This window comes from Agrobacterium tumefaciens (genome assembly GCA_025560025.1).
Taxonomy (GTDB): domain Bacteria; phylum Pseudomonadota; class Alphaproteobacteria; order Rhizobiales; family Rhizobiaceae; genus Agrobacterium.
Map to the genome: position 1 here is coordinate 160,999 of CP048485.1, position 21,791 is coordinate 182,789.

At 60.4% G+C, this 21,791-nt stretch carries 21 protein-coding genes and 1 tRNA gene; 14 read left to right on the plus strand and 8 right to left on the minus strand.

Features of this window, described 5'->3' with window-relative positions:
- Positions 1-296: 296 nt before the first annotated feature.
- From FY152_00795 to FY152_00815, 5 genes are all read left to right on the plus strand, one after another.
- A complete protein-coding gene (locus FY152_00795; protein ID UXS30695.1) occupies positions 297-2,093 on the plus strand; it encodes an acyl-CoA dehydrogenase in 1,797 nt (598 codons plus the stop codon).
- Positions 2,094-2,130: 37 nt separating this feature from the next.
- Positions 2,131-3,339, plus strand: coding sequence for an acetyl-CoA C-acetyltransferase (locus FY152_00800; protein UXS30696.1), 1,209 nt, complete (start codon positions 2,131-2,133; stop codon positions 3,337-3,339).
- Positions 3,340-3,483: 144 nt separating this feature from the next.
- A complete protein-coding gene (locus FY152_00805; protein ID UXS30697.1) occupies positions 3,484-5,700 on the plus strand; it encodes a 3-hydroxyacyl-CoA dehydrogenase in 2,217 nt (738 codons plus the stop codon).
- Between the two features lie 155 nt (positions 5,701-5,855).
- Positions 5,856-6,281 carry a hypothetical protein gene (locus FY152_00810; GenBank protein UXS30698.1) on the plus strand — a complete coding sequence of 142 codons (426 nt, stop codon included), beginning with the start codon at positions 5,856-5,858 and terminating at the stop codon, positions 6,279-6,281.
- 239 nt (positions 6,282-6,520) lie between these two features.
- Positions 6,521-6,596: transfer RNA gene (locus tag FY152_00815), tRNA-Phe, on the plus strand.
- 92 nt (positions 6,597-6,688) lie between these two features.
- Here FY152_00815 and FY152_00820 read toward each other — a convergent pair.
- Positions 6,689-6,949 (minus strand): helix-turn-helix transcriptional regulator, encoded by a 261-nt coding sequence (locus tag FY152_00820; protein UXS30699.1) that lies wholly within the window; start codon positions 6,947-6,949, stop codon positions 6,689-6,691.
- 102 nt (positions 6,950-7,051) lie between these two features.
- Here FY152_00820 and FY152_00825 point away from each other — a divergent pair, with 102 nt between their 5' ends.
- Positions 7,052-7,330 carry a hypothetical protein gene (locus FY152_00825; GenBank protein UXS30700.1) on the plus strand — a complete coding sequence of 93 codons (279 nt, stop codon included), beginning with the start codon at positions 7,052-7,054 and terminating at the stop codon, positions 7,328-7,330.
- Between the two features lies 1 nt (position 7,331).
- Here FY152_00825 and FY152_00830 read toward each other — a convergent pair whose 3' ends face one another.
- From FY152_00830 to FY152_00860, 7 genes are all read right to left on the minus strand, one after another.
- Positions 7,332-7,676, minus strand: coding sequence for a cation:proton antiporter (locus FY152_00830; protein UXS30701.1), 345 nt, complete (start codon positions 7,674-7,676; stop codon positions 7,332-7,334).
- Positions 7,673-7,954 carry a K+/H+ antiporter subunit F gene (locus tag FY152_00835; protein ID UXS30702.1) on the minus strand — a complete coding sequence of 94 codons (282 nt, stop codon included), beginning with the start codon at positions 7,952-7,954 and terminating at the stop codon, positions 7,673-7,675. Before FY152_00835 ends, FY152_00830 begins: the two co-directional genes overlap by 4 nt.
- Positions 7,951-8,439 carry a Na+/H+ antiporter subunit E gene (locus FY152_00840; GenBank protein UXS30703.1) on the minus strand — a complete coding sequence of 163 codons (489 nt, stop codon included), beginning with the start codon at positions 8,437-8,439 and terminating at the stop codon, positions 7,951-7,953. Before FY152_00840 ends, FY152_00835 begins: the two co-directional genes overlap by 4 nt.
- Positions 8,436-10,082 carry a monovalent cation/H+ antiporter subunit D gene (locus tag FY152_00845; protein ID UXS30704.1) on the minus strand — a complete coding sequence of 549 codons (1,647 nt, stop codon included), beginning with the start codon at positions 10,080-10,082 and terminating at the stop codon, positions 8,436-8,438. Before FY152_00845 ends, FY152_00840 begins: the two co-directional genes overlap by 4 nt.
- Positions 10,079-10,414 carry a Na+/H+ antiporter subunit C gene (locus tag FY152_00850; protein UXS30705.1) on the minus strand — a complete coding sequence of 112 codons (336 nt, stop codon included), beginning with the start codon at positions 10,412-10,414 and terminating at the stop codon, positions 10,079-10,081. Before FY152_00850 ends, FY152_00845 begins: the two co-directional genes overlap by 4 nt.
- Positions 10,414-13,332, minus strand: coding sequence for a monovalent cation/H+ antiporter subunit A (locus FY152_00855; GenBank protein UXS30706.1), 2,919 nt, complete (start codon positions 13,330-13,332; stop codon positions 10,414-10,416). The genes FY152_00850 and FY152_00855 overlap by 1 nt, the downstream gene beginning before the upstream one ends.
- Before the next feature lie 106 nt (positions 13,333-13,438).
- Positions 13,439-13,816: a hypothetical protein gene (locus FY152_00860; protein UXS33171.1), complete on the minus strand. Its 378-nt coding sequence runs from the start codon at positions 13,814-13,816 to the stop codon at positions 13,439-13,441.
- Positions 13,817-14,384: 568 nt separating this feature from the next.
- Between FY152_00860 and FY152_00865 the strand changes: the two genes are divergently transcribed.
- Genes FY152_00865 through cheD form a run of 8 tightly spaced genes read left to right on the plus strand, consistent with a single transcriptional unit; the run spans position 14,385 to position 21,779 of the window.
- Positions 14,385-15,929, plus strand: a complete 1,545-nt coding sequence (locus FY152_00865) for a globin-coupled sensor protein (GenBank protein UXS33172.1) — start codon at positions 14,385-14,387, stop codon at positions 15,927-15,929.
- Positions 15,929-16,228 (plus strand): STAS domain-containing protein, encoded by a 300-nt coding sequence (locus FY152_00870; protein UXS30707.1) that lies wholly within the window; start codon positions 15,929-15,931, stop codon positions 16,226-16,228. Before FY152_00865 ends, FY152_00870 begins: the two co-directional genes overlap by 1 nt.
- Positions 16,225-16,590 carry a response regulator gene (locus FY152_00875; protein UXS30708.1) on the plus strand — a complete coding sequence of 122 codons (366 nt, stop codon included), beginning with the start codon at positions 16,225-16,227 and terminating at the stop codon, positions 16,588-16,590. The genes FY152_00870 and FY152_00875 overlap by 4 nt, the downstream gene beginning before the upstream one ends.
- Positions 16,591-16,606: 16 nt before the next feature.
- Positions 16,607-18,874 (plus strand): chemotaxis protein CheA, encoded by a 2,268-nt coding sequence (locus tag FY152_00880; protein UXS30709.1) that lies wholly within the window; start codon positions 16,607-16,609, stop codon positions 18,872-18,874.
- Positions 18,875-18,887: 13 nt separating this feature from the next.
- Positions 18,888-19,796, plus strand: a complete 909-nt coding sequence (locus FY152_00885) for a protein-glutamate O-methyltransferase (GenBank protein UXS30710.1) — start codon at positions 18,888-18,890, stop codon at positions 19,794-19,796.
- The gene (locus FY152_00890; GenBank protein ID UXS30711.1) at positions 19,793-20,848 is read left to right on the plus strand and encodes a chemotaxis response regulator protein-glutamate methylesterase; all 1,056 of its coding nucleotides are present in this window, start codon (positions 19,793-19,795) and stop codon (positions 20,846-20,848) included. Before FY152_00885 ends, FY152_00890 begins: the two co-directional genes overlap by 4 nt.
- Positions 20,848-21,237: a response regulator gene (locus FY152_00895; protein UXS30712.1), complete on the plus strand. Its 390-nt coding sequence runs from the start codon at positions 20,848-20,850 to the stop codon at positions 21,235-21,237. The genes FY152_00890 and FY152_00895 overlap by 1 nt, the downstream gene beginning before the upstream one ends.
- Positions 21,234-21,779 carry a chemoreceptor glutamine deamidase CheD gene (gene cheD, locus FY152_00900; GenBank protein UXS30713.1) on the plus strand — a complete coding sequence of 182 codons (546 nt, stop codon included), beginning with the start codon at positions 21,234-21,236 and terminating at the stop codon, positions 21,777-21,779. The genes FY152_00895 and cheD overlap by 4 nt, the downstream gene beginning before the upstream one ends.
- Positions 21,780-21,791 lie beyond the last annotated feature (12 nt).

Below are 21,791 nucleotides of genomic sequence, written 5' to 3' on the forward strand. Positions count from 1 at the left end.
ATGCAGCAATTCTAGAGCCGGTATTTGCCCCCTTGGAGGAAAATGCGCCGATGGACGAAGCAGTTACCTCTGTCGGGAGAATTCACGAAACGTGGTAAAGAAGTGGTTAACTATGGTGGGAATTTTTTAACTTTTGTGGCGCGCGGCACTCCCGCGCGCGGGCTGACCATCCAATCGGCGGAAAGGGCAGGCGATATTCAACCGGAATTTATTTGACGTTTACGCGCACGTCAAATATTGTCATCCCATATTTGCCGGATCGGCTCCGGCTTTCACGATGCGGAGGAACATCGGTAATGCCTGTTTACAAGGCCCCAGTCAAAGACACGCTTTTTATCCTGAACGACGTTCTCGGCCTGGAGCGGTATAACAACCTGCCCGGCTTCGAAGATGCAACCCCTGATATGATCGAGGCCATCACCGGTGAAGCCGCCAAGCTTGCCGAAGAGCGGCTTTTCCCGCTCAACCTTTCCGGCGATCAGCAGGGTTGCAAGCGCGCCGATGACGGCTCCGTTTCCGTGCCTGAAGGTTTCAAGGAGGCCTATGACGCCTATTGCGAGGGCGGCTGGATCGGTCTTGCCGTTCCGCAGGAATTTGGCGGTCAGGGCCTGCCCTATACGCTCCATGCCGCGATCGGCGAATATATGTCGTCCGCCAACCTGTCGCTGATGATGTATCCCGGCCTGACGCAGGGCGCCATCGCCGCAGTCCTCGTGCATGGAACGCAGGAACAGAAGCAGACCTATCTGCCGAAGATGGTCGAAGGCACATGGTCCGGCACCATGAACCTGACCGAACCCCATTGCGGCACCGATCTCGGCCTCTTGCGCACCAAGGCGGTTCCGCAGGGCGACGGCACTTACAAGATTTCCGGCCAGAAGATATTCATCTCCGCCGGCGAACATTTCATGACTGATAATATCGTCCATCTGGTGATTGCCCGTATCGAGGGCGCGCCGGAAGGTACCAAGGGCATTTCGCTGTTCATCGTGCCGAAGTTCCTCGTCAAGGAAGATGGTACGCTCGGCGAGCGCAATGGCGTCACCTGCGGTGCGATCGAGCACAAGATGGGTATTCACGGCAACGCCACCTGCGTCATGAACTATGATGACGCGACGGGTTATCTGCTGGGCGCGGAGAACAAGGGTCTCTCCGCCATGTTCGTGATGATGAACGAGGCCCGCCTCGGCGTTGGCCTGCAGGGTCTGTCTGTTGGCGAGATCGCCTACCAGAACGCGGTGGAATATGCGCGTGACCGCATTCAGGGCCGCTCGCTTTCGGGTGCGAAATTCCCCGACAGGAAGGCCGATCCGATCATCGTGCACCCGGATATCCGCCGCACGCTGATGACCATCAAGGCCTATAACGAGGCCGGCCGCGCCTTCCTTCTGTGGACCGCGCTGCAATCCGACATCGCCCACCGCGCCACTGACGAAAAACAGCGGCAGGCGGCGGACGACCTGCTCGGCCTCGTCACGCCGATCCTGAAGGGTGTGCTGACCGACAAGGGCTTCGATCACGCCGTGATGGCGCAGCAGGTCTTCGGCGGCCACGGCTACATCGAGGAACACGGCATGAGCCAATATGTCCGCGATGCGCGTATCACCATGATCTATGAGGGTGCCAACGGCATTCAGGCGCTCGATCTGGTCGGCCGCAAGCTCGGCATGAATGGCGGCCGCGCCGTGATGGCGCTGTTTAAGGAAATCGGCGATTTCTGCGAGGAAAACCGCGCCGATGAAAAGCTGAGCCTCTACACCAAGGGCCTGAAGAAGGGCTTGAACGACCTGCAGGCCGCAACCATGTGGTTCATGCAGAACGCCATGGCGAGACCCGACAATGCCGGTGCCGGCTCGACCGACTATATGCATCTCTTCGGCATCGTGGTGCTGGGCTACATGCAGGCGCGCATGGCGAAAGCCGCCAGCGAAGCGCTTGCAGCGGGCAGCACTTCGGACGAGGATTACCTCAAGACCAAGCTTGTCACGGCGAAGTTTTACATGGAGCGCATCATGCCGGAAACGGCGCTGCGCAAGGCCCGCATCGAAACCGGCGCGGACACCATGATGGAACTGGCTGCGGAAGCATTCTGATGAGGCTGGCGTTTCTGACGCCGCAGGGAGAGAAACAATGACCGACGTATTTATCTACGACCATGTCCGCACCCCGCGCGGACGCGGCAAGAAGGATGGCAGCCTGCATGAGGTGCCTTCCGTTCGCCTTGCCGCCAAGACACTGGAAGCCATCCGCGACCGCAATGGGCTCGACACTTCTGCTGTCGATGACATCATCATGGGCTGTGTCGATCCCGTCATGGATGCCGGTGCGGTGATCCCGAAGGCCGCCGCCTTCGAGGCGGGTTACTCCAATAAGGCCCCGGGCATGCAGATATCGCGCTTCTGCGCCTCGGGTCTTGATGCCATCAACTTCGCGGCCGGCAAGGTCAAGGCGGGGTCCGACGATATCGTCATCGCCGGCGGCGTCGAAAGCATGTCGCGTGTCGGCATGGGCATGTCCGGCGGCGCCTGGTACATGGACCCCTCGGTCAACTTCCCGGCCTTCTTCATGCCGCAGGGCGTGTCGGCCGATCTCATCGCCACAAAGTATGGTTTCTCCCGTGACGATGTCGACGCCTATGCCGTCGAAAGCCAGAAGCGTGCGGCGCATGCCTGGGAAAAGGGCTATTTCAACAAGTCGGTCATTCCGGTGAAGGATTCAAACGGCCTGACGATCCTCGACCGTGACGAGCACATGCGCCCCGGTACGGACATGCAGGCGCTGGCCTCGCTCAACCCTTCCTTCCAGATGCCCGGCGAAATGGGCGGCTTCGAAGCCGTCGGCATCATGGCGCATCCGGAAGTGGAGCGGATCAATTACGTCCATCACGCCGGCAATTCGTCCGGCATCGTCGATGGCGCTGCGGCCGTGCTGGTTGGCTCGAAGGCGGGCGGCGAGGCAATGGGCATTAAGCCCCGCGCCCGCATCAAGGCATTCGCCAATATCGGCTCCGATCCGGCGCTGATGCTCACCGGCCCGGTGGATGTGACCGAAAAGCTCCTGAAAAAGACCGGCATGTCTCTTGCCGATATCGATCTTTTCGAACTCAACGAAGCCTTTGCCGCCGTGGTCCTGCGTTACATGCAGGCCTTCGACATCGACCACGACCGGATGAACGTCAATGGCGGCGCCATCGCCATGGGCCATCCGCTCGGTGCAACCGGCGCGATGATCCTCGGCACGGTGCTGGATGAGCTGGAGCGGCGCGATCTGAACACCGCGCTCGTCACGCTCTGCATTGGCGCGGGCATGGGCACGGCGACGGTTATCGAACGGGTTTAAGGCAGCGGTAACAACCCCCGCTTCCGTCATCCTCGGGCTTGACCCGAGGATCCACGCCGAGGTGCTGGATGGTCGGGTCAAGCCCGACCATGACGGGAAGGAGGAGTTAGACGCGTCAGGAAATTCAGGGAAGAGGAATCCCAAATGAGCACTTACACCAATTTCACCATCGAGACGGACGCAGACGGCATTGCCCTCGTCACCTGGGACATGCCGGAAAAATCCATGAACGTCTTCACATCAGAGGTGATGGACGAGCTGAACGCGATTGTTGATGCCACCGTCGCCGATAGCGCCGTCAAGGGCGTCGTCTTCACGTCAGGAAAAAGCACCTTTTCCGGCGGCGCCGATCTGTCGATGATCAAGTCGATGTTCTCCTTCTACAATGACGAGAAGACGAAGAACCCGGATCAGGCGGCGGCAAAGCTGTTCGAACTGGTTGGCCGCATGACGGGCCTGTTCCGCAAGATCGAGACCAACGGCAAGCCCTGGGTTTCCGCCATCAACGGCACCTGCATGGGCGGCGCGTTTGAGCTGTCGCTTGCCTGCCACGGCCGGGTCGCCTCCAGCGCCAAGAACCTCAAGATCGCCCTGCCGGAAGTCAAGGTCGGCATTTTCCCGGGCGCCGGTGGCACCCAGCGCGTGCCGCGCCTGACGGATGCGCAATCGGCATTGCAGATGATGACCACCGGCCAGTCGCTGACCGGCGCGCGCGCCAAGGCCATGGGGCTGGTGCATCAGGTGGTGGAGCCGGATCAGTTGGTCGCAACCGCAAAGCAAATGATCAAGGACGGCCTGAAACCGGTCGCCCCTTGGGATGAAAAGGGCTTCAAGGCTCCCGGCGGCGGCATCTGGACGCCTGCCGCAGCCCAGCTCTGGCCCGCCGCTCCGGCCATCCTGCGCCGTGAAAGCGCCGGCAACTATCCGGCTGCACTCGCAATCCTCAAATGCGTCTATGAAGGCCTGCAATTGCCTTTCGATACGGCGCTCAAGGTGGAACAGCGTTATTTCACCGAAATCCTTCGCTCAAAGGAAGCCTTCGGCATGATCCGCTCGCTGTTCATTTCCATGCAGGAACTCGGCAAGGGGGCGCGCCGCCCGGCCGGCCAGCCGAAGACCGAGTTCAGGAAGGTCGGCGTCGTCGGCGCGGGCTTCATGGGCGCTGCCGTCGCTTACGTCACGGCTGCCGCCGGCATCCCCGTTGTGCTGGTGGATCGCGATCAGGAAGCCGCCGACAAGGGCAAGGGCCATTGCGAGGAAAGCGTCAAGGCCGCCATCGGCAAGGGCAGGCTGACGCAGGACGAGGGCAAGGCCCTGCTCGACCTCGTCACCCCGACAGCGGATTACAAGGCGCTCGCCGATGCCGATCTCGTCATCGAGGCCGTCTTCGAAGACCGCGATGTCAAGAAGGCCGTCATCGAGGCGGTGGAAGCCGTCTTGCCGCAGGGCGCGATCTTCGCCTCCAACACCTCCACTTTGCCGATCACCGGCCTTGCGAAGAACTCGAAGCGCCCGGCGGATTTCATCGGCATCCATTTCTTCTCGCCGGTCGAGAAGATGATGCTGACTGAAGTGATCCTTGGCAAGGAAACTGGCGACAAGGCGCTCTCCGTCGCGCTGGACTACGTGGCCAAGATCAAAAAGACCCCGATTGTGGTCAACGATACCCGCGGCTTCTTCGTCAATCGCTGCGTGCTGCGTTACATGGCGGAAAGCTACGATATGCTTATCGAGGGTGTACCCGCCGCCATGATCGAAAATGCCGCGAAATTCGCCGGCATGCCGGTCGGCCCGCTGGCGCTGAACGATGAGGTGGCGATTGATCTTTCCTACAAGATCCTGAAGGCTACCGTCGCCGATCTCGGCGAAAAGGCCGTCGATCCGCGCCATATGGAGCTGGTGAAGACGCTGGTGGAAGGCGAGGGCCGCTTCGGCCGCAAGAACGCCAAGGGCTTTTACGACTATCCGCAAAAGCCTGCCAAAAAATCCCTCTGGCCCGGCCTGAAGGACCTCTATCCGCAGCAGAAGCCTGAAGCGGTGGATATGGAGGTGCTGAAACAGCGCTTCCTCGTCACCGTGGCGCTGGAAGCCGCCCGCACGGTGGAAGAAGGCATCGTCACCGATCCGCGTGAGGCGGATGTCGGCTCCATCCTCGGTTTCGGTTTCGCGCCCTATACCGGCGGCGCGCTGTCCTACATCGACGGCATGGGTGTGAAGAGCTTCGTGGCGCTCGCCGAAAAGCTCAGCGAGACCTACGGCCCTCGCTTCAAGCCGACGCCGCTGCTGAAGGACATGGCCGCCAAGGGCGAGACCTTCTACGGACGCTTCGATCCCTATGCCAGCGCCGCCAAGGCGGCCTGAGGCTTCAAGCGAGACATTGAACAGGCCCTTCGGGGCCTGTTTTATTATGCCTGTCTCCCTGCTTTCCGTGCATCCTTTGCCGGGCTGAGGCGTTGAAAAGGCTGACCGGGCAAAAGCGCCCGCCGCCGCAATTCAGCACGCCTCAGGAGACAGCGATGAAAGCACCACTGCGATCCCACGGTTTCGACAAGCCCTCGGACCTTGACGACCATCTGGCCGAACTGGACGAAGAGGCCGTGGAGAAGAAGGCTGCAAAACCCGCTGCTGCCCGAAGAGCGCGTGCCGCCGCCCCGCCGGAATCATCCTTGCGCGCGGAACTGGAAGACCTGCGCAAACAGCTCGAAAAGATTCGCCGCGACGTCAAACGGCTGGAAGCCGCCGCCAATCCGTCGCACCACAAAGCCGTCGATGCCAGGCATGAGCGCGACCGCGAGAATTCGCGCCTGATGATGGTGGTGCGCTCCGTTGCCGTCACCTCGCTGGCAAGCCGCATCTTCGCCTCCTCGCCCGTCATGGCGGCGCTGGTGGCCGTTGTGCCCATCGCGCTTGGTCTTGCCGCACGGCGTAATGAGGGGGCATAAGCCGCCCCCTGCCGCGCCGCCACCCGCTGGTCCGGCGGATGCCCAGGAGCTGGTTTTCCGCCGCAATCCGGCCTGCGCCGGGCAGACTTTCCAGCCATCCACAGGCGCCGTGAAAAAACTGTCAAAAAACTTCGCGATGGCGCTTGCCATGTCCGAACAAGATGTTATAACCCCGCTCACTTTCGGGGCACCAAACAGCCCCGCCCGCCAAAAGCGGAGGTTCTTCAAGGACCTGAAGTGCCCGGATAGCTCAGTTGGTAGAGCAGCGGATTGAAAATCCGCGTGTCGGTGGTTCAAATCCGCCTCCGGGCACCATTTATCTCATTTGCATTTTTTTACGAATTGCGTGCGTGGTGACTTATCTATACCTCGCTTGTCGCTAGGTCGTTGCTTTGCAACAGTCTTGATCAGAGAAGAACGCCCTGTTCCTCCATCCTTGTGAGCAACAGCTGAAGAAGCGCAGTTGGGTCTTGATCCATTGCGGCCGACAATTTTGCAAATTCAACGACGTCTATTCGTCTTTCAGAGCCCTCTGCCTTTGCGACATAGGACTGTGGCTTGCCCAACCGATCTGCGACCTGCTGTTGTGTCAGGCCCGCTTTTCGCCGCGTGTCGGTCAGTATCTCAACAAGAAGCCGGTACTCGGGCGTATGTGTAGACTTTGTCACGAGCTCCAGAACTCCGAAATTTTAGGAGCTCACGGATTAATCCTGATTTGGAATTATCCCATTATAGGATAATGTCTTGCGGAATAGCCATGGAGCGCAGTCATGGAACTATCCGTATCGAGCTGGTGTTCAATCGCGGTCATTGGAGCGTGTGGACTATCCGCTTTTATGTATGTCATTTGGCAGCAAGCTGTGCGACCCATGCTTGTCCCGCGCGCCGAGATAACGCGCGTCGCCGATATCTTAAGCAAGACATATGGGAATGCTGCCGAGGAATTCGCGGTCATCGAGGAAGATCGCGCCTGGCGATATTCCCAAAATTTCGAGCAGGGCAAATGGCGGCGGGTGCGCGCAGAGCTTCGCCGCCGCAAAGAGCTTTAGCCTAGAGATGCTCCCGATTATCCGTATTCTGCTCCGCCCGGTCCCGATAAAGCGCAGCGCGCCCCAGCAGCATCAGGGAAACCGGTGTCGTCACCGTCATGAAGATGCCGATGAAGATTTCGTGAAAGGCGAAGCGGTCGCCGGAGACGGAGAAATAGATGATCGAGGCCATGACGATGCCGCCGGTGCCCCAGCTGGTGCCAAGTGTGGGCGCGTGCAGGCGCTCATAGAAGCTGTTGAGCCTGGCAAAGCCGATGGTGCCGATCAGCGTCAGCGAAGCGCCCAGAAGGACGAAGAAAGCCACGAGAATGGCGGCCCAGAGCGGAAATTCGGCGGCGTTGTTCATTCGATCACCTCGCCGCGCATCATGAATTTGGAAAGGGCGACGGTGGAGACGAAGCCGAGGATGGCGATCAGCAGCGATGCCTCGAAATAGATGTCGTTGCCGGTGCGCAGGCCGAAGGTCAAAAGAAGCAGCATGGCGTTGACATAAAGCGTATCGACGCCAAGCACGCGGTCCTGGGCCCGCGGGCCGATGGCGATGCGATAGACTGATATCGTCATGGCGATGGCCAGCATCAGCTGCGCGAGTGAAAAGGACCAGAAAAGGATAATCGAACTCATTCGAATATCTCCATCAGCAGTTTTTCATAACGGTTCTTGATGAGGCTTATCCACGCTGCCTCATCCACATCGTCGAGAACGTGGAGGAGGAGCGTGCCCTGGCTGGAATTATATTCGAGCCAGGCGCTTCCCGGTGTCGAGGTGAGGATCGTTGCCAGAACGGCAAGCGCCATGGGATCGCGAATATCAAGCGGCACCGCCAGGAAGCCGGATTTGCGGTCCCTTTCACGCTTGAAGAGAATGATCCTCACGACCGAGATATTGGACCGGACAATGTCGTAAAGCACGATCAGGATCAGCTGCACGAGCCTGTGCCAGTTGCGGATGCGCGGTTTGGCGGGCCTGAGCGACGCCATGGCCCAGGAAGCGATGAGCGCAACGGCGGTGCCGAGCAGCAGATGTCCGGGCGAAAAGCTGTTGATCGTCATCCAGAAGAAGATGAGCGAGACCGTCAGCAGCGGATAGGGCAGGAGACGGCTCATCATGGCTCCGCCTCCGGATTGCTTCCCGCCCTCGGCGCGGAAATGACGCCCTGAATATAGCTCGCCGGCAGGTCGAGAATACGCGCCGTCTCCTGCATGTAACGCATCACCGGCCCTGCCTGCACGGTCATGGCAAGCGTCAGGCCGAGCAGCAGCATCACGGGGGCGATTTCGATGACGAGAACGCGCGGCACGGTGCCTTCGATGGAGGCCCAGAAGGTGCGGATGCCGGCGCGCGTCATCGAGATCAGCGAGGCGAAACCGGCAAAGACGATCAGGAAGACCAGCCACCAGGAAAGCGTGGAAACGCTGTCATTGGCGCCGAGCCCGGAAGGGTTGAGAATGGCGGTCAGCATCGAGAATTTGGCGATGAAACCCGAAAGCGGCGGCAGGCCGGCCAGAAGAATGCCGCAGGCCGCAAAACAGGCGCCGAGCACGGCCATGGTGCCTGGCATGGTCACGCCGACTTCCTCTTCCTCCTCTTCCTCGTCGCCCTCGCCGTAGGCCTCCATGGTCACGGCCAGAACGTTCGCGCCCGCATCCTGCCCGCGCTCGACGAGTTCGATCAGCATGAAGAAGGCGCTGATGGTGAGCGTGGAGCTGACCATGTAATAAAGCGCGCCGGCCGCCACCGTCGGATTGCCGGTGCCCATGGCGGCAAGCAGCGTTCCCGAGGAGACGAGAACCGAAAAGCCGGCGAGCCGCCCGAGCGCCTGTGAGGCGAGAACGCCGATAGCCCCGAAGATGATGGTGGCGATGCCGCCAACCAGCAGGGCATCATGGCCGAAACCGGCCGATTCCCCGGCCGTCTGTCCGAAAAGCAGGAAGGACAGGCGGGCGATGACATAAATGCCGACCTTGCTCATGATCGCAAACAGCCCGCCAACAGGTGCTGAAGCCGAGCCATAGGCGGAAGGCAGCCAGAAATTCAGCGGCCACATGCCGGCCTTGACCAGGAATGCGATGCCGAGGACGGCAGCGCCGGTTTCCAGTAGCATGCGCTGGTCCGGGTTGAGCCCTTCGATGCGATGGGCAAGGTCGCCCATGTTCAGCGTGCCGGTGACGCCATAGATAAGGCTGACGCCGATGAGGAAGAACAGCGCCGCCACGAGGTTGATGGCGATATAATGCAGCCCGGCCTTGACGCGCTGCTGGCCGGAACCATGCAGCAGCAGGCCGTAAGAGGCCGCCAGCATCACTTCGAAGAAGACGAAGAGATTGAAGAGGTCGCCGGTCAGGAACGCACCGTTGACGCCCATCAGCATCATCTGGAACAGCGAATGGAAATGCGCGCCTGCCTTGTGCCACTTCGCCATTGAATAGATCAGCGACGGAATGGCAAGAAGTGCCGTCAGAAGCACCATCAGCCCGGAGAGGCGATCGGCCACAAGCACGATGCCAAAGGGCGCGGGCCAGTTGCCAAGCAGATAGACGCCGCTCGAAACCACCGCTGCGATCTCCGTATTGACCGTCGAGTTCACCTCGCGGAACAGCAGAATGGCGACAACGAGCAATATGATTGTTGAGGCAAGGCTGATGGCGGCTTTCGCAACACGCTGGCGCTCATCAAAAAACAACAGCAGCGCTGCGGTTATCAACGGCACCAGAATGGGGGCGATGACGATGTGGAAGGGGAACGACATCATTTCGACTCCCTCCCGTCCACATGGTCGGTGCCGGTAAGGCCGCGGGCGGCAAGCAGCACGACGAGGAACAATGCGGTGGTGGCGAAGCCGATGACGATGGCCGTCAGCACCAGCGCCTGCGGCACGGGGTCGGCGAGTGTCGAACTGTCGACGCCGTTGACCAGCACCGGCGGCGCATTGGTCTTGATGCCGCCGACGCCGAAGATGAACAGGTTGACGGCGTAAGACAAAAGCGAAAGTCCGACAATGACCTGATAGGTACGCGGGCGCAGGATAAGCCACACGCCGGAGCCGGTCATGATGCCGATGCCGATTGCAAGAATGAGTTCCATTACACGTCCTCCGCTTTTGCGGCTTCAGGCGTGCGAACGCGGTAGTTACGCAACGATTGGTGTGCCAGTGCTATCAGGATAAGAACGGTGGAGCCGACGACCAGCGAGAAGACGCCGAGGTCGAACAGCAGGGCCGATGCCGTCGGCATTTTGCCGATATAGGGTATCTCCGTATACTGGAAATAGGAGGTCAGGAACGGGTAACCGAAATACCAGGAGCCGATACCCGTTGACGCCGCCATCAAAAGGCCGAAGCCCATCCAGCGCAGCGGCAGGATGCGAATGCGGTCTTCCGCCCAGCGCGCCCCGCCGGCAAGATATTGCAGCAGGAAGGCGATCGCCATGGTGATGCCGGCTGCAAAGCCGCCGCCCGGCATGTCATGGCCGCGCATGAACAGGAAGATCGAGAAGGTGATGATGACGGGGAACATCCACTGCATCACGATCGATGGCACATAAAGATAGTCGCGGACCGTATCGCCCTTGCTACGGTCCGGCCGTTCGGCATCGAAGGCGTTTTGCATCTGCTGCTGTTCCGGCACCCCGATGCTTTCATGGGCGGGGCGGAAACGGCGAAGCAGCGCAAAGACGGTGAGCGCCACGATGGCCAGCACCGCGATTTCCCCGAAGGTATCGAAGCCGCGGAAATCGACGAGGATGACGTTAACGACATTGGTGCCGCCGCCTTCGGTATAGGCGCGTTCGAGGAAGTAGGTCGCAATCGCGTTCGGCACCGGCAGGGTCATCACGGCATAGGCAATGACGGACATGCCGATACCGCTTGCTGCGGCGAGCAAAAAGTCACGCGCGCGGCGAAGCTGTGCGGGCAGCTCATCGCTGCTGTCAACCTTCTCGAAGCGTTTCGGCAGCCATCTGAGGCCGAGCAGGATGAGAACCGTGGTGACGATTTCGACCAGCAGCTGGGTAATGGCGAGATCCGGCGCGGAAAGCCAGACGAAGGTAAGGCAGGTGACCAGGCCCGAGACGCCGAGCATGACGAGGGCGGCGAGGCGGTGATATTTCGCCTGCCAGGCCGCACCCATGGCCGCGATCATGCCGATCAGCCACAGGATGGCAAAGATCGGGTCGAAGGTCGTGACGCGCGGCAGCGACAGGGAGAATTCCGAAAGGAACAGGGGCGAGAAACCGGCAAGAAGCGCCACGAGGATGAGAAGTCTCAGCTGCGGCTGCAGACGCCGCGTGCCGAGCGTGCTTTCCAGCCACCGCGCCCACTTCCAGGACACGGTGACGAGAATGCGCTCGAAGATGCGCTGGCCCCGCAAATGCCGGAAGACCGGCGGGCCATCATCGCAGCGCGAGAAATAACCGCCGAGCAGAACATAGATCGTAACCCCGCCGATCAGCGCCGCGATACTCATGATCAGCGGCAGATTGAAACCGTGCCAGATCGACAGGCTGTAAACCGGCGTTTGCGCACCAAGCACGGAAAGCACGGCCGAATGCAGGAAGGGACCGATGGAAAGGCTCGGAACGATGCCAACGATCAGGCAGGCGAAGACGAGGAATTCAATGGGGAAACGCATCCAGCGCGGCGGCTCGTGCGGATGCGGGTTCGGCAGATCGACGGGCTTGGGGCCGAAGAACACCGTATGGATGAAGCGCAGCGAATAGGCGACGGCAAATGCGCCCGATAGCGTCGCGACATAGGGCAGCGCCCGGTCCAGCAGTGAATCGGCATGGGTTTCGACGGCCTCGGCAAAGAACATTTCCTTGGAAAGGAAGCCGTTGAACAGCGGCACCCCAGCCATGGCCGCACTCGCCGCCATGGCGAGTGTCGCGGTCGCCGGCATATAGGTGTAAAGCCCGCTTAAGCGCCGCATGTCGCGCGTGCCGGTTTCATGGTCGATGATACCGGCCGCCATGAACAGCGACGCCTTGAAGGTGGCGTGGTTGACCATGTGGAAGATGGCCGCAACTGCCGCAAGCGGGCTGCCGAGGCTGAGCAGCGTGGTGATGAGCCCGAGATGGCTGATGGTGGAATAGGCGAGCAGGCCCTTCAGGTCCTGCTGGAACATGGCGAAATAGGCGCCGAGCAGCAGGGTGATGATGCCTGCCGCACCCACCAGCCAGAACCATTCCTGCGTGCCCGCCAGCACCGGCCAGAACCGGACAAGCAGAAATACGCCGGCCTTCACCATGGTGGCGGAATGCAGATAGGCGGAAACGGGCGTGGGCGCCGCCATGGCGTTAGGCAGCCAGAAATGGAATGGAAACTGCGCGCTCTTCGTCAGCGCGCCGCCGAGAATGAGAATAAGTGCAGGCAGATAGAGCGAATGGGCGCGGATATCGGCGCCGGCCTCGATGATCTTGTCGAGATCGTAACTTCCCGCCATATGGCCGAGGATCAGCAGGCCCGCCAGCAGGCTGAAGCCGCCGATGCCGGTCACGGTCAGCGCCATGCGCGCACCGTCGCGCGCACCGGCGTTCTGGTGCCAGTAGCCGATCAGCAGGAACGAGAAGATGCTGGTCATTTCCCAGAAGATCGACAGCAGGATCACGTTGCCGGACAGAACCACGCCGAGCATCGAGCCCATGAAGGCGAGCAGGAAGGCGAAGAAACGCGGGATCGGGTCTTCGGCCGACATGTAATAGCGGGCATAGAGCACCACCAAAAGGCCGATACCGGTAATGAGGATCGCAAAAATCCAGGCAAATCCATCCAGCCGCAGGGTGAAGTTGAGGCCGAGCTGCGGCAGCCATTCCACATCATATTTCAGCACGCCGCCGCCGCTGACGGTCGAATAAAGGAAGATGCTGCTGACGAGACCGAAAAGGGCGACGGCGCCCGCAACGGAGGCCGGACCGGCGGCCGCACCGTCGCGCGGCATGAATGCCGTCAGGAGGGCGCCGACAAAGGGCAATGCGACAATGAATGGAAGAATGGTTGCAAGTGTCATATGCGGCGGCGGTTTTCTCTCTGGAATTGGAGCCTACGGCGGGTTTCCGACGACTCCGATCCCTCAAGGTTCATGATGAACCGAATGATGAGGACCGCCGGAATAACTAATAGATAATATGCGGGGGCGCTCTTGGAACCACGCTCGCGAAGTCTCGGAAAGCTTGTGGCACGACGGCAACAGGTGTGACGGCCGGCCTCACCTCAGCTGTTATCCGCAGGGTGGATGAAGCGAAATCGCTGGGGCGAAAGCCAGAACCGGCCTCGCCAGCCTTGCAGCCGAAATCATCGCCGTTTGTGCATTCTTTATCGCGAAGAGAAAGGGATCGGCTAAGATCCACTGTCTGCAAACGCTCCAGACGGCTGGCCTTCGAGACGGCCTTGACGCCGGAAGGAGACTGGAAGCCGATCATGACGAGCAGGCTTGCGACCACGAGGCCGATCAACACTTGCGGATGGCGCCCTGAACAGCGGCATTTCTCCATCCATAACAAGTTGGCATCTCCTTGATCGTAAAGGTCTCTTTAAAGCATCACCGTGCAGCGAATATCCCGTTGATTTGTTTTAGGGGAAGGCGGACACGCTTGTCCAGCGCACAGGCCGGAAAAACCGCCCGCAGCGTCTGATTCCTTTTCGTTTTCGCCCGTTTGCGGCAAAGTAAGGGCAACAATCGCTAAAAGCTTTTACAAATTTTACCGTTTGACGCCGGTGCTTATGTTTCTTAACTTTCAAGCAAGGAATTAACCATAAAGATTGATGGTATTTCCACGGCGGAATGGGGTTCTCTCCCCTTCCAGGCATGACGCCGCACTGCCGTACCGGTGCCGATCCGGTATTTCGTTTCTTGGTTCAAGAAGGTCTGGCAGGCGTCGATGCCGCATCGTCCGCGATGGGTATGTTCGTTCAAAAATCCCCTTAAGGGTGCTGGCGTTCTGAACCTTGGCCAATTTGGCCGGGTTTTACCGGCCGTCATGTTGTTGGGGACGTCGGTTGGGGCAGGATTTGCCATCAGATCAAGCGCGCAGATCGGCAGGCGGAAGCCTGGCGGGACGGTTGCGCTTTGCCGGCCTCGATGAGACGCAATCCGATTTCCTGCGCAATTATCGCAGCATGCTAGAGCCTTACGTCAAGGCTGGCCTGCGGGACGTGATGACCCGTTTCCAGTCCATGCCGGACTGTTCTCCGTCCTTCGAAAGCGAAAATCAGCTCGACCGCCTGCACGATCTGCAATCCTCGCACTGGAGCGTTCTGACCGATGCGCGTTTCGATGCGCTCTACGCTGAGCGGGTGAAGGTTCTTTCCGACAATGCCAGCCGCATGGGTCTCGATCCGCGCTGGCAGATCGCCAGCCACGCGGTGGTTCTGGAACATCTCGTCGGCGGGCTGGTGGCTGAACATGCACCGCGCTCCATCCTTCCGGGCAACCGCAAGAAAACCCGTGAACTGGCGGAAGCCGTCAAGAATGTCGTCCGTCTCGTGATGGTCGATACCGAAATCGCGGTTTCGCTGCGCTTCAACGAATTGCGCCTGCGCCATGGCCGCGAACTGGCGGAACAGCGTGACAATGACCGCTCGGAAGCGGCGAAGTTGCTGGGCACGGCACTGACGGCCTTTGCCGCGGGCGATTTGCAGGCCCGCATCGGCGGTGAAGTGCCGGAAGCCTATCGCGATGTTGCAGCTTCCTTCAACACGGCTCTGGAAACGATCGGCGCATCGCTGATCGCGGCGCAAAACAGCATCGGCGAGGCTGAAGCGCTCGGCTCGCGTTTTGCCGATATGGGCCGCTCTATCGCCGAACGCTCCCGCCAGCAGGCCGAAGCGCTTGCCGAAACCTCCCGCGCCATCCAGGCGATGATCGGGAACGTTGCTGAAAACGGCGCGCGTATAGCGGCCACGGAAACGGCTGTTTCCCGTGCTCGCGAGGCGGCTGTCGAGAGCGGCCGGGCGATCGGCGAGGCCATTGACGCCATGTCTGACATCGAACAATCCGCCGAACAGATCGGCAGGATCATCGGCACGATTGACGAGATCGCCTTTCAGACAAACCTTCTTGCCCTCAATGCCGGCATTGAGGCGGCGCGCGCGGGTGAAAGCGGACGTGGTTTCGCTGTCGTCGCGCAGGAGGTCCGGGCGCTCGCCCAGCGTTCCGCCGATGCTGCAAGAGAAATCAAGAGCCTTGTCGGCACCACCAAGACGCAGGTCGAGGGCGGCGTGCGCATGGTCAACCGCACGCAGGACGCAATCGGCGGTGTCGTCCGGCAGGTCTCGGGCATCAACGACATGATCGCGGAAGTCTCCCGGCATACGGCCGAGCAGGCCGGCGAACTGCAATCGGTCGCCGCCGATATCGGCGAGCAGCAAAGGCAGGCCGGCCGGAACGCCGTCGATATCAGCGCGAGCGCTTCCGAGGCCGACGCGCTTCATACCGTTATTCTGGAACTCGGCCGCACCATCCGCGAATTCCGCATTGCCCGTCAGGTGCAGGCGAAAGCGGTATCCGGTGCGGACCGGCAGGACACTTCATTTATGGCCCGTGCGGATAATCGCTCGGATTACGGCCAGGATTACCAACAATTCAGACGTCAGGGAGTCATGTAATGGCAGCCAGAAAAGCAGCTGAGGCGACGCTGAAACTGTCACCGGTGCTGGATCTCAACGAAGCATCGGCCCTGCACGGCAAGCTGATGACGCTGAGAGGAGCACCTTTGTCGGTCGATGCGTCAGAGGTTGAGCGTATTGGCGCGCTTTGCGCTCAGGTTCTGATGGCCGGCGCGAAATCCTGGGAAGAGGACGGCAAGCGGTTCGGTTTTGCCAGGGTGTCCGATGCATTCGACAAGACGATGAAACTGATAGGCGTCGATATTGACCATTTGCTCCCTAAGGAGATGCAAAAGTGAAGAAAAAAGTTCTTACCGTGGATGATTCCCGGACGATCAGGAACATGCTCCTGGTCACCCTTAACAATGCCGGTTTCGAAACCATTCAGGCCGAAGATGGCATTGAGGGCCTCGAAGTGCTCGAGCAGAGCAACCCCGATGTCATCGTGACCGATATCAACATGCCCCGTCTTGATGGTTTCGGCTTCATCGAGGGTGTACGGCGCAACGAAAAGTATCGCGCGATCCCGATCCTGGTCCTGACGACGGAAAGCGATGCGGAAAAGAAGAACCGCGCCCGTCAGGCCGGTGCGACGGGCTGGATCGTCAAGCCGTTCGATCCTGCAAAACTCATCGATGCCATTGAACGCGTAACCGCCTGATACGGGACATTTCACGATGGATATGAACGAAATCAAGGAAATCTTTTTCCAGGAATGCGAGGAGCAGCTCGCCGAACTGGAATCGGGGCTTCTTAAATTGAATGACGGCGACCGTGATCCGGAAACCGTCAACGCCGTTTTCCGTGCCGTTCATTCCATCAAGGGCGGGGCGGGTGCCTTCGGTCTCGATGATCTCGTGGCCTTCGCCCACGTTTTTGAAACGACCCTCGACTGCGTCCGCTCCAACAAGCTGGAGCCGACACAGGATGTTCTGAAGGTCATGCTGCGCTCCGCCGACGTGCTGGCGGACCTGACCAATGCGGCCAGAGACGGCGGCAGCGTCGATGAAAGCCGCACCCGCGGCCTCGTCAAGGAACTGGAAGCGCTGGCAAACGGCGAAACCATACAGGTTTCCGCGCCGGTGGCAGCGCCAGCTGCCGTCAAGGCGCCGCAACCCGTCGCACCCAAGCCGACGGATGAGAGCGGCTTCGAGCCGATCCCGTTCTCCTTCTCGGACTTTGCCGACGAAACCACGCCGTTGATGGAAGCGCCGACCTTCCAGATCACCTTCAAGCCGCATGCATCGCTTTATTCGAAAGGCAACGAGGCTGCCCTTCTCCTGCGCGATCTTTCGCGCATCGGTGAAATGAGCATCAATTGCGACATGTCGGAGCTGCCTTCGCTCGACAAGCTCGATCCTGAAGCATCCTATCTCTCCTGGACGGTTTCGATCACGACCGAGAAGGGTGAAGAGGGTATCCGCAGCGTCTTCGAATTCGCTGAATGGGATTGCGATCTCGAAATCACCCCCGTTGTGTCGGATGCCGCCGCGGATGAGGAAGAGCTTCCGATGATCCCGGTTCCGTTCGATCTCTCGGCTCTCGATAGCGGATCGGAAGAGGAACCCGCCGTCGAAGCCATCGCGGCGGAAACGTCCTATGTTGCCGCAGCCGTCGAAACGGCCGTTGCGACGACGCAGATCGCCCAGAGCGTCAATGCCGCAATCGAAAAGCGTGAGGCGGCGGCAGCCCCTGCCGCAGCCCAGGCGAACGCCAATGCGGCGGCCAATGCCAGCGCCGGCCAGACCATCCGTGTGGACCTCGACCGTGTCGACCGCCTGATCAACCTTGTCGGTGAGCTCGTCATCAATCAGGCGATGCTGTCGCAGAGCGTCATCGAAAACGATGCGAGCGGCACCTCGGCCGTCAATATGGGCCTCGACGAGCTGCAGCAGCTGACGCGCGAAATCCAGGACAGCGTCATGGCGATCCGCGCGCAGCCGGTGAAGCCGGTGTTCCAGCGCATGTCGCGTATCGTCCGCGAAGTCGCCGACATGATCGGCAAGCAGATCCGCCTCGTCACCGAAGGTGAAAACACGGAAGTCGACAAGACGGTCATCGATAAGCTGGCCGAACCCCTGACGCATATGATCCGCAATGCCGTCGACCACGGTATCGAAACGCCGGAAAAACGCGAAGCGGCGGGCAAGAACCCGGAAGGCACCATCAAGCTTTCGGCCAAGCACCGCTCGGGCCGTATCCTGATCGAGCTTCAGGACGACGGCGCAGGCATCAACCGTGAGCGCGTTCGTCAGAAGGCAATCGACAACGATCTCATCGCCGCCGATGCGAACCTGACGGATGAAGAAATCGACAATCTGATCTTCGCACCGGGCTTCTCCACCGCCGACAAGATTTCCGACATTTCCGGCCGTGGAGTCGGCATGGATGTAGTCAAGCGCTCCATTCAGGCGCTTGGCGGCCGCATCAGCATCTCCTCGCGCCCCGGCCTTGGCTCGACTTTCACCATGAGCCTGCCGCTGACGCTCGCCGTTCTCGACGGCATGGTGGTGACCGTTGCCGGCCAGACGCTGGTGGTGCCGCTGACGGCAATCGTGGAAACCCTGCAGCCGGAGGCGAAGAACATTCACTCCTTCGGCGCGAACCAGCGGCTGATTTCCATCCGCAACTCCTTCTGCCCGCTGGTCGATGTCGGCCGCGTGCTGAACTTCCGCCCGACCCAGGCCGATCCGGTCGAAGGTGTCGCTCTTCTGGTGGAATCGGAAGGCGGCGGCCAGCGCGCCCTGATGGTCGATGCGATCCAGGGTCAGCGCCAGGTTGTCATCAAGTCGTTGGAAGCCAACTATACCCATGTTCCGGGCATTGCCGCCGCCACCATCCTCGGTGACGGACGCGTTGCGCTCATCCTGGATGTCGATGCCATCGTCAGCGCCTCGCGCGGACAGCCCCTGAAGCAGGAAATGTCGCTTGCGGCGACAGGTTGAAAGCGGATCGTTCATGGCAGCACTTAATTTCAGCGATCAGCGCCAGTCTCCCGACGATGTCCTTGCCAGCGGCGAATACCCGCTGACACGGCGCGACCTGTCGGAAATCGCGGCGATGATCTATGCCGATGCGGGCATCTATCTCAACGACACCAAGGCGTCGCTGGTCTATTCCCGCCTGTCGAAGCATATCCGCAATCTCGGCCTGTCGGGTTTCCGCGAATATTGCGCTTTGGTATCCTCGCCGGATGGCGCGCAAGCGCGGCGCGAAATGCTGTCGCACCTGACGACGAATTTCACCCGCTTCTTCCGTGAGAACCATCATTTCGAACATCTGCGTGACGAGGTCCTGCCGGGCCTCATCGCCCGGGCGAAGAGTGGCGGTCGTGTTCGCATCTGGTCGGCGGCCTGTTCCGACGGGCAGGAGCCCTATTCCATCGCACTTACCGTGCTCGCCATGTTCCCTAATGCGGCGGATTACGATTTCAAAATCCTGGCGACGGATATCGACCCGAAGATTTTGGCGCAGGCCCGGGCAGGGGTCTATGACGACAATGCGCTCGAAACCGTGTCTCCCGCCATGCGCAAGCAATGGTTCACGGAAGTCGATGCCGGTGGCCGTCGCAAGTTCCAGATCGATGACAAGGTCAAGCGCCTCATCACGTTCAACGAATTGAACCTGATGACGCAATGGCCCTTCAAGGGCAATTTCGACGTCATTTTCTGCCGCAACGTCGTCATTTATTTCGACGAGCCGACGCAGACGCGTATCTGGTCGCGTTTCGCGGGGCTGCTGCCGGAAGGCGGTCATCTTTATATCGGCCATTCCGAACGCGTCTCCGGTGATGCCAAGAACCTGTTCGACAATACCGGCATCACCACATACCGCTTCATTGGTCACGCTTCGGGGAGGAAGGCATGAGCGCGCTCGCACGGGTTCTTGTCGTTGATGATTCTCCAACGATGCGCGGCCTGATTTCGGCCGTCCTCAAGGCCGATCCGGAGGTTGAGGTGGTCGGCCAGGCCGGCAACGCCATGGAAGCGCGCGCCGCCATCAAGCAGCTCAATCCCGATGTCGTGACGCTTGATATCGAGATGCCGGAAATGAACGGCCTCGAATTCCTCGAAAAGATCATGCGCCTGCGGCCGATGCCGGTCATCATGGTCTCGTCCTTGACGCATCGCGGCGCTGACGCTTCGCTTGCCGCTCTTGAAATCGGCGCTTTCGACTGCGTCGGCAAACCCGCTCCCGGCGATGCGCGCCCCTTTGGCGATCTTGCCGACAAGGTAAAGGCAGCCGCCCGCTCGCAGCACGCGGCCTATCGCGCGGCGCGCCCGGAAACAGCAGCGGCAGTGCAGCCGACCCCGGTCAGCGATTATCGCGCCGGCCGCAAGGTCGTGGCCATCGGCTCTTCCACGGGTGGCGTCGAGGCCTTGATCGCCGTGCTTCAGAAGTTTCCTGCCAATTGCCCGCCGACCGTCATCACCCAGCATATGCCGCCGACATTCACCAAGAGTTTCGCGGAAAGGCTGAACCGCATCTGCGCACCTGTCGTGGAAGAGGCGACGGACGGCGCACGCCTGCAAACCGGCAAGATTTACCTCGCGCCGGGCGGCGAACGCCATTTGCAGATCGCCAATCGTACCGCGCCCTGCTGCCGGCTCATCGAGCGTGATCCCGTCAACGGCCATCGGCCCTCCGTCGATGTGCTGTTCGATTCCGTGGCCGAGCTTGCCGGACGCAACGCCGTCGGCGTCATTTTGACCGGCATGGGCCGCGATGGTGCAGCCGGGCTGTTGAAAATGCGCCATGCCGGTGCGCGCACCGTCGGCCAGAACGAAAAAACATGTGTCGTCTACGGCATGCCGCGTGTGGCCTATGAGCTTGGCGCCGTTGAACAGCAATTGCCGTTGGCCTCCATCGGCGAAGAAATCCTGAAACTAACCACTGCCCGTAAAGAAGGTGCTGACTAATGTCTCTCGCAGAAAAGATCAAAGTTCTGATCGTCGACGATCAGGTGACCAGCCGGCTGCTCCTCAGCGATGCGCTGACACAGCTCGGCTTCAAACAGATTACTGCCGCTGGCGATGGCGAGCAGGGATTGAAGATCATGGAGCAGCAGCCCCATCATCTCGTCATCTCCGACTTCAACATGCCGAAGATGGACGGCCTTGGTTTCCTGCACGCCGTGCGGGCCAATCCGACCACCAAGAAGGCCGCCTTCATCATCCTCACCGCGCAGGGCGACCGCGCGCTGGTGCAGAAGGCAGCACAGCTCGGCGCGAATAACGTGTTGGCCAAACCCTTCACCATCGACAAGATGCGCGCTGCCATCGAAGCGGTTTTCGGATCGCTGAAATGATTGAAGCTGCGGCCAAGCGCGTACATATCATTCAGGGCGAGTATAAGGTTGTCAACGATCCCGACGTGGTCATGACGACGATACTCGGTTCGTGCGTGGCCGCCTGTCTGAGAGACCCCGTTGCCGGCATTGGAGGCATGAACCACTTCCTGCTGCCGGGAACGGGCAATGTGACGGGGGGAGATGCAACGCGTTACGGTGTGCATCTCATGGAACTTCTGATCAACGGCCTTCTGAAGAAGGGCGCCCGCCGCGACCGGCTGGAGGCCAAGGTTTTCGGCGGCGCGAAGACGATCGCCAGCTTCTCGAATGTCGGTGAGCAGAATGCCATCTTCGCCATGCAGTTTCTGAAGGATGAAGGCATTCCGGTCATAAGCTCCTCCACGGGCGGGGAACACGGCCGCAAGATCGAATTCTGGCCGGTCTCAGGCCGTGCGCGGCAGCATCCGCTCAGCGGCGCGGAAACCCAGAAGACCGTTGCGATGGAAACGCGTCCGGTGCCGGCGCCCAAACCCGTCGCCAACGACATCGAATTTTTCTAGTCACGGAGTTTC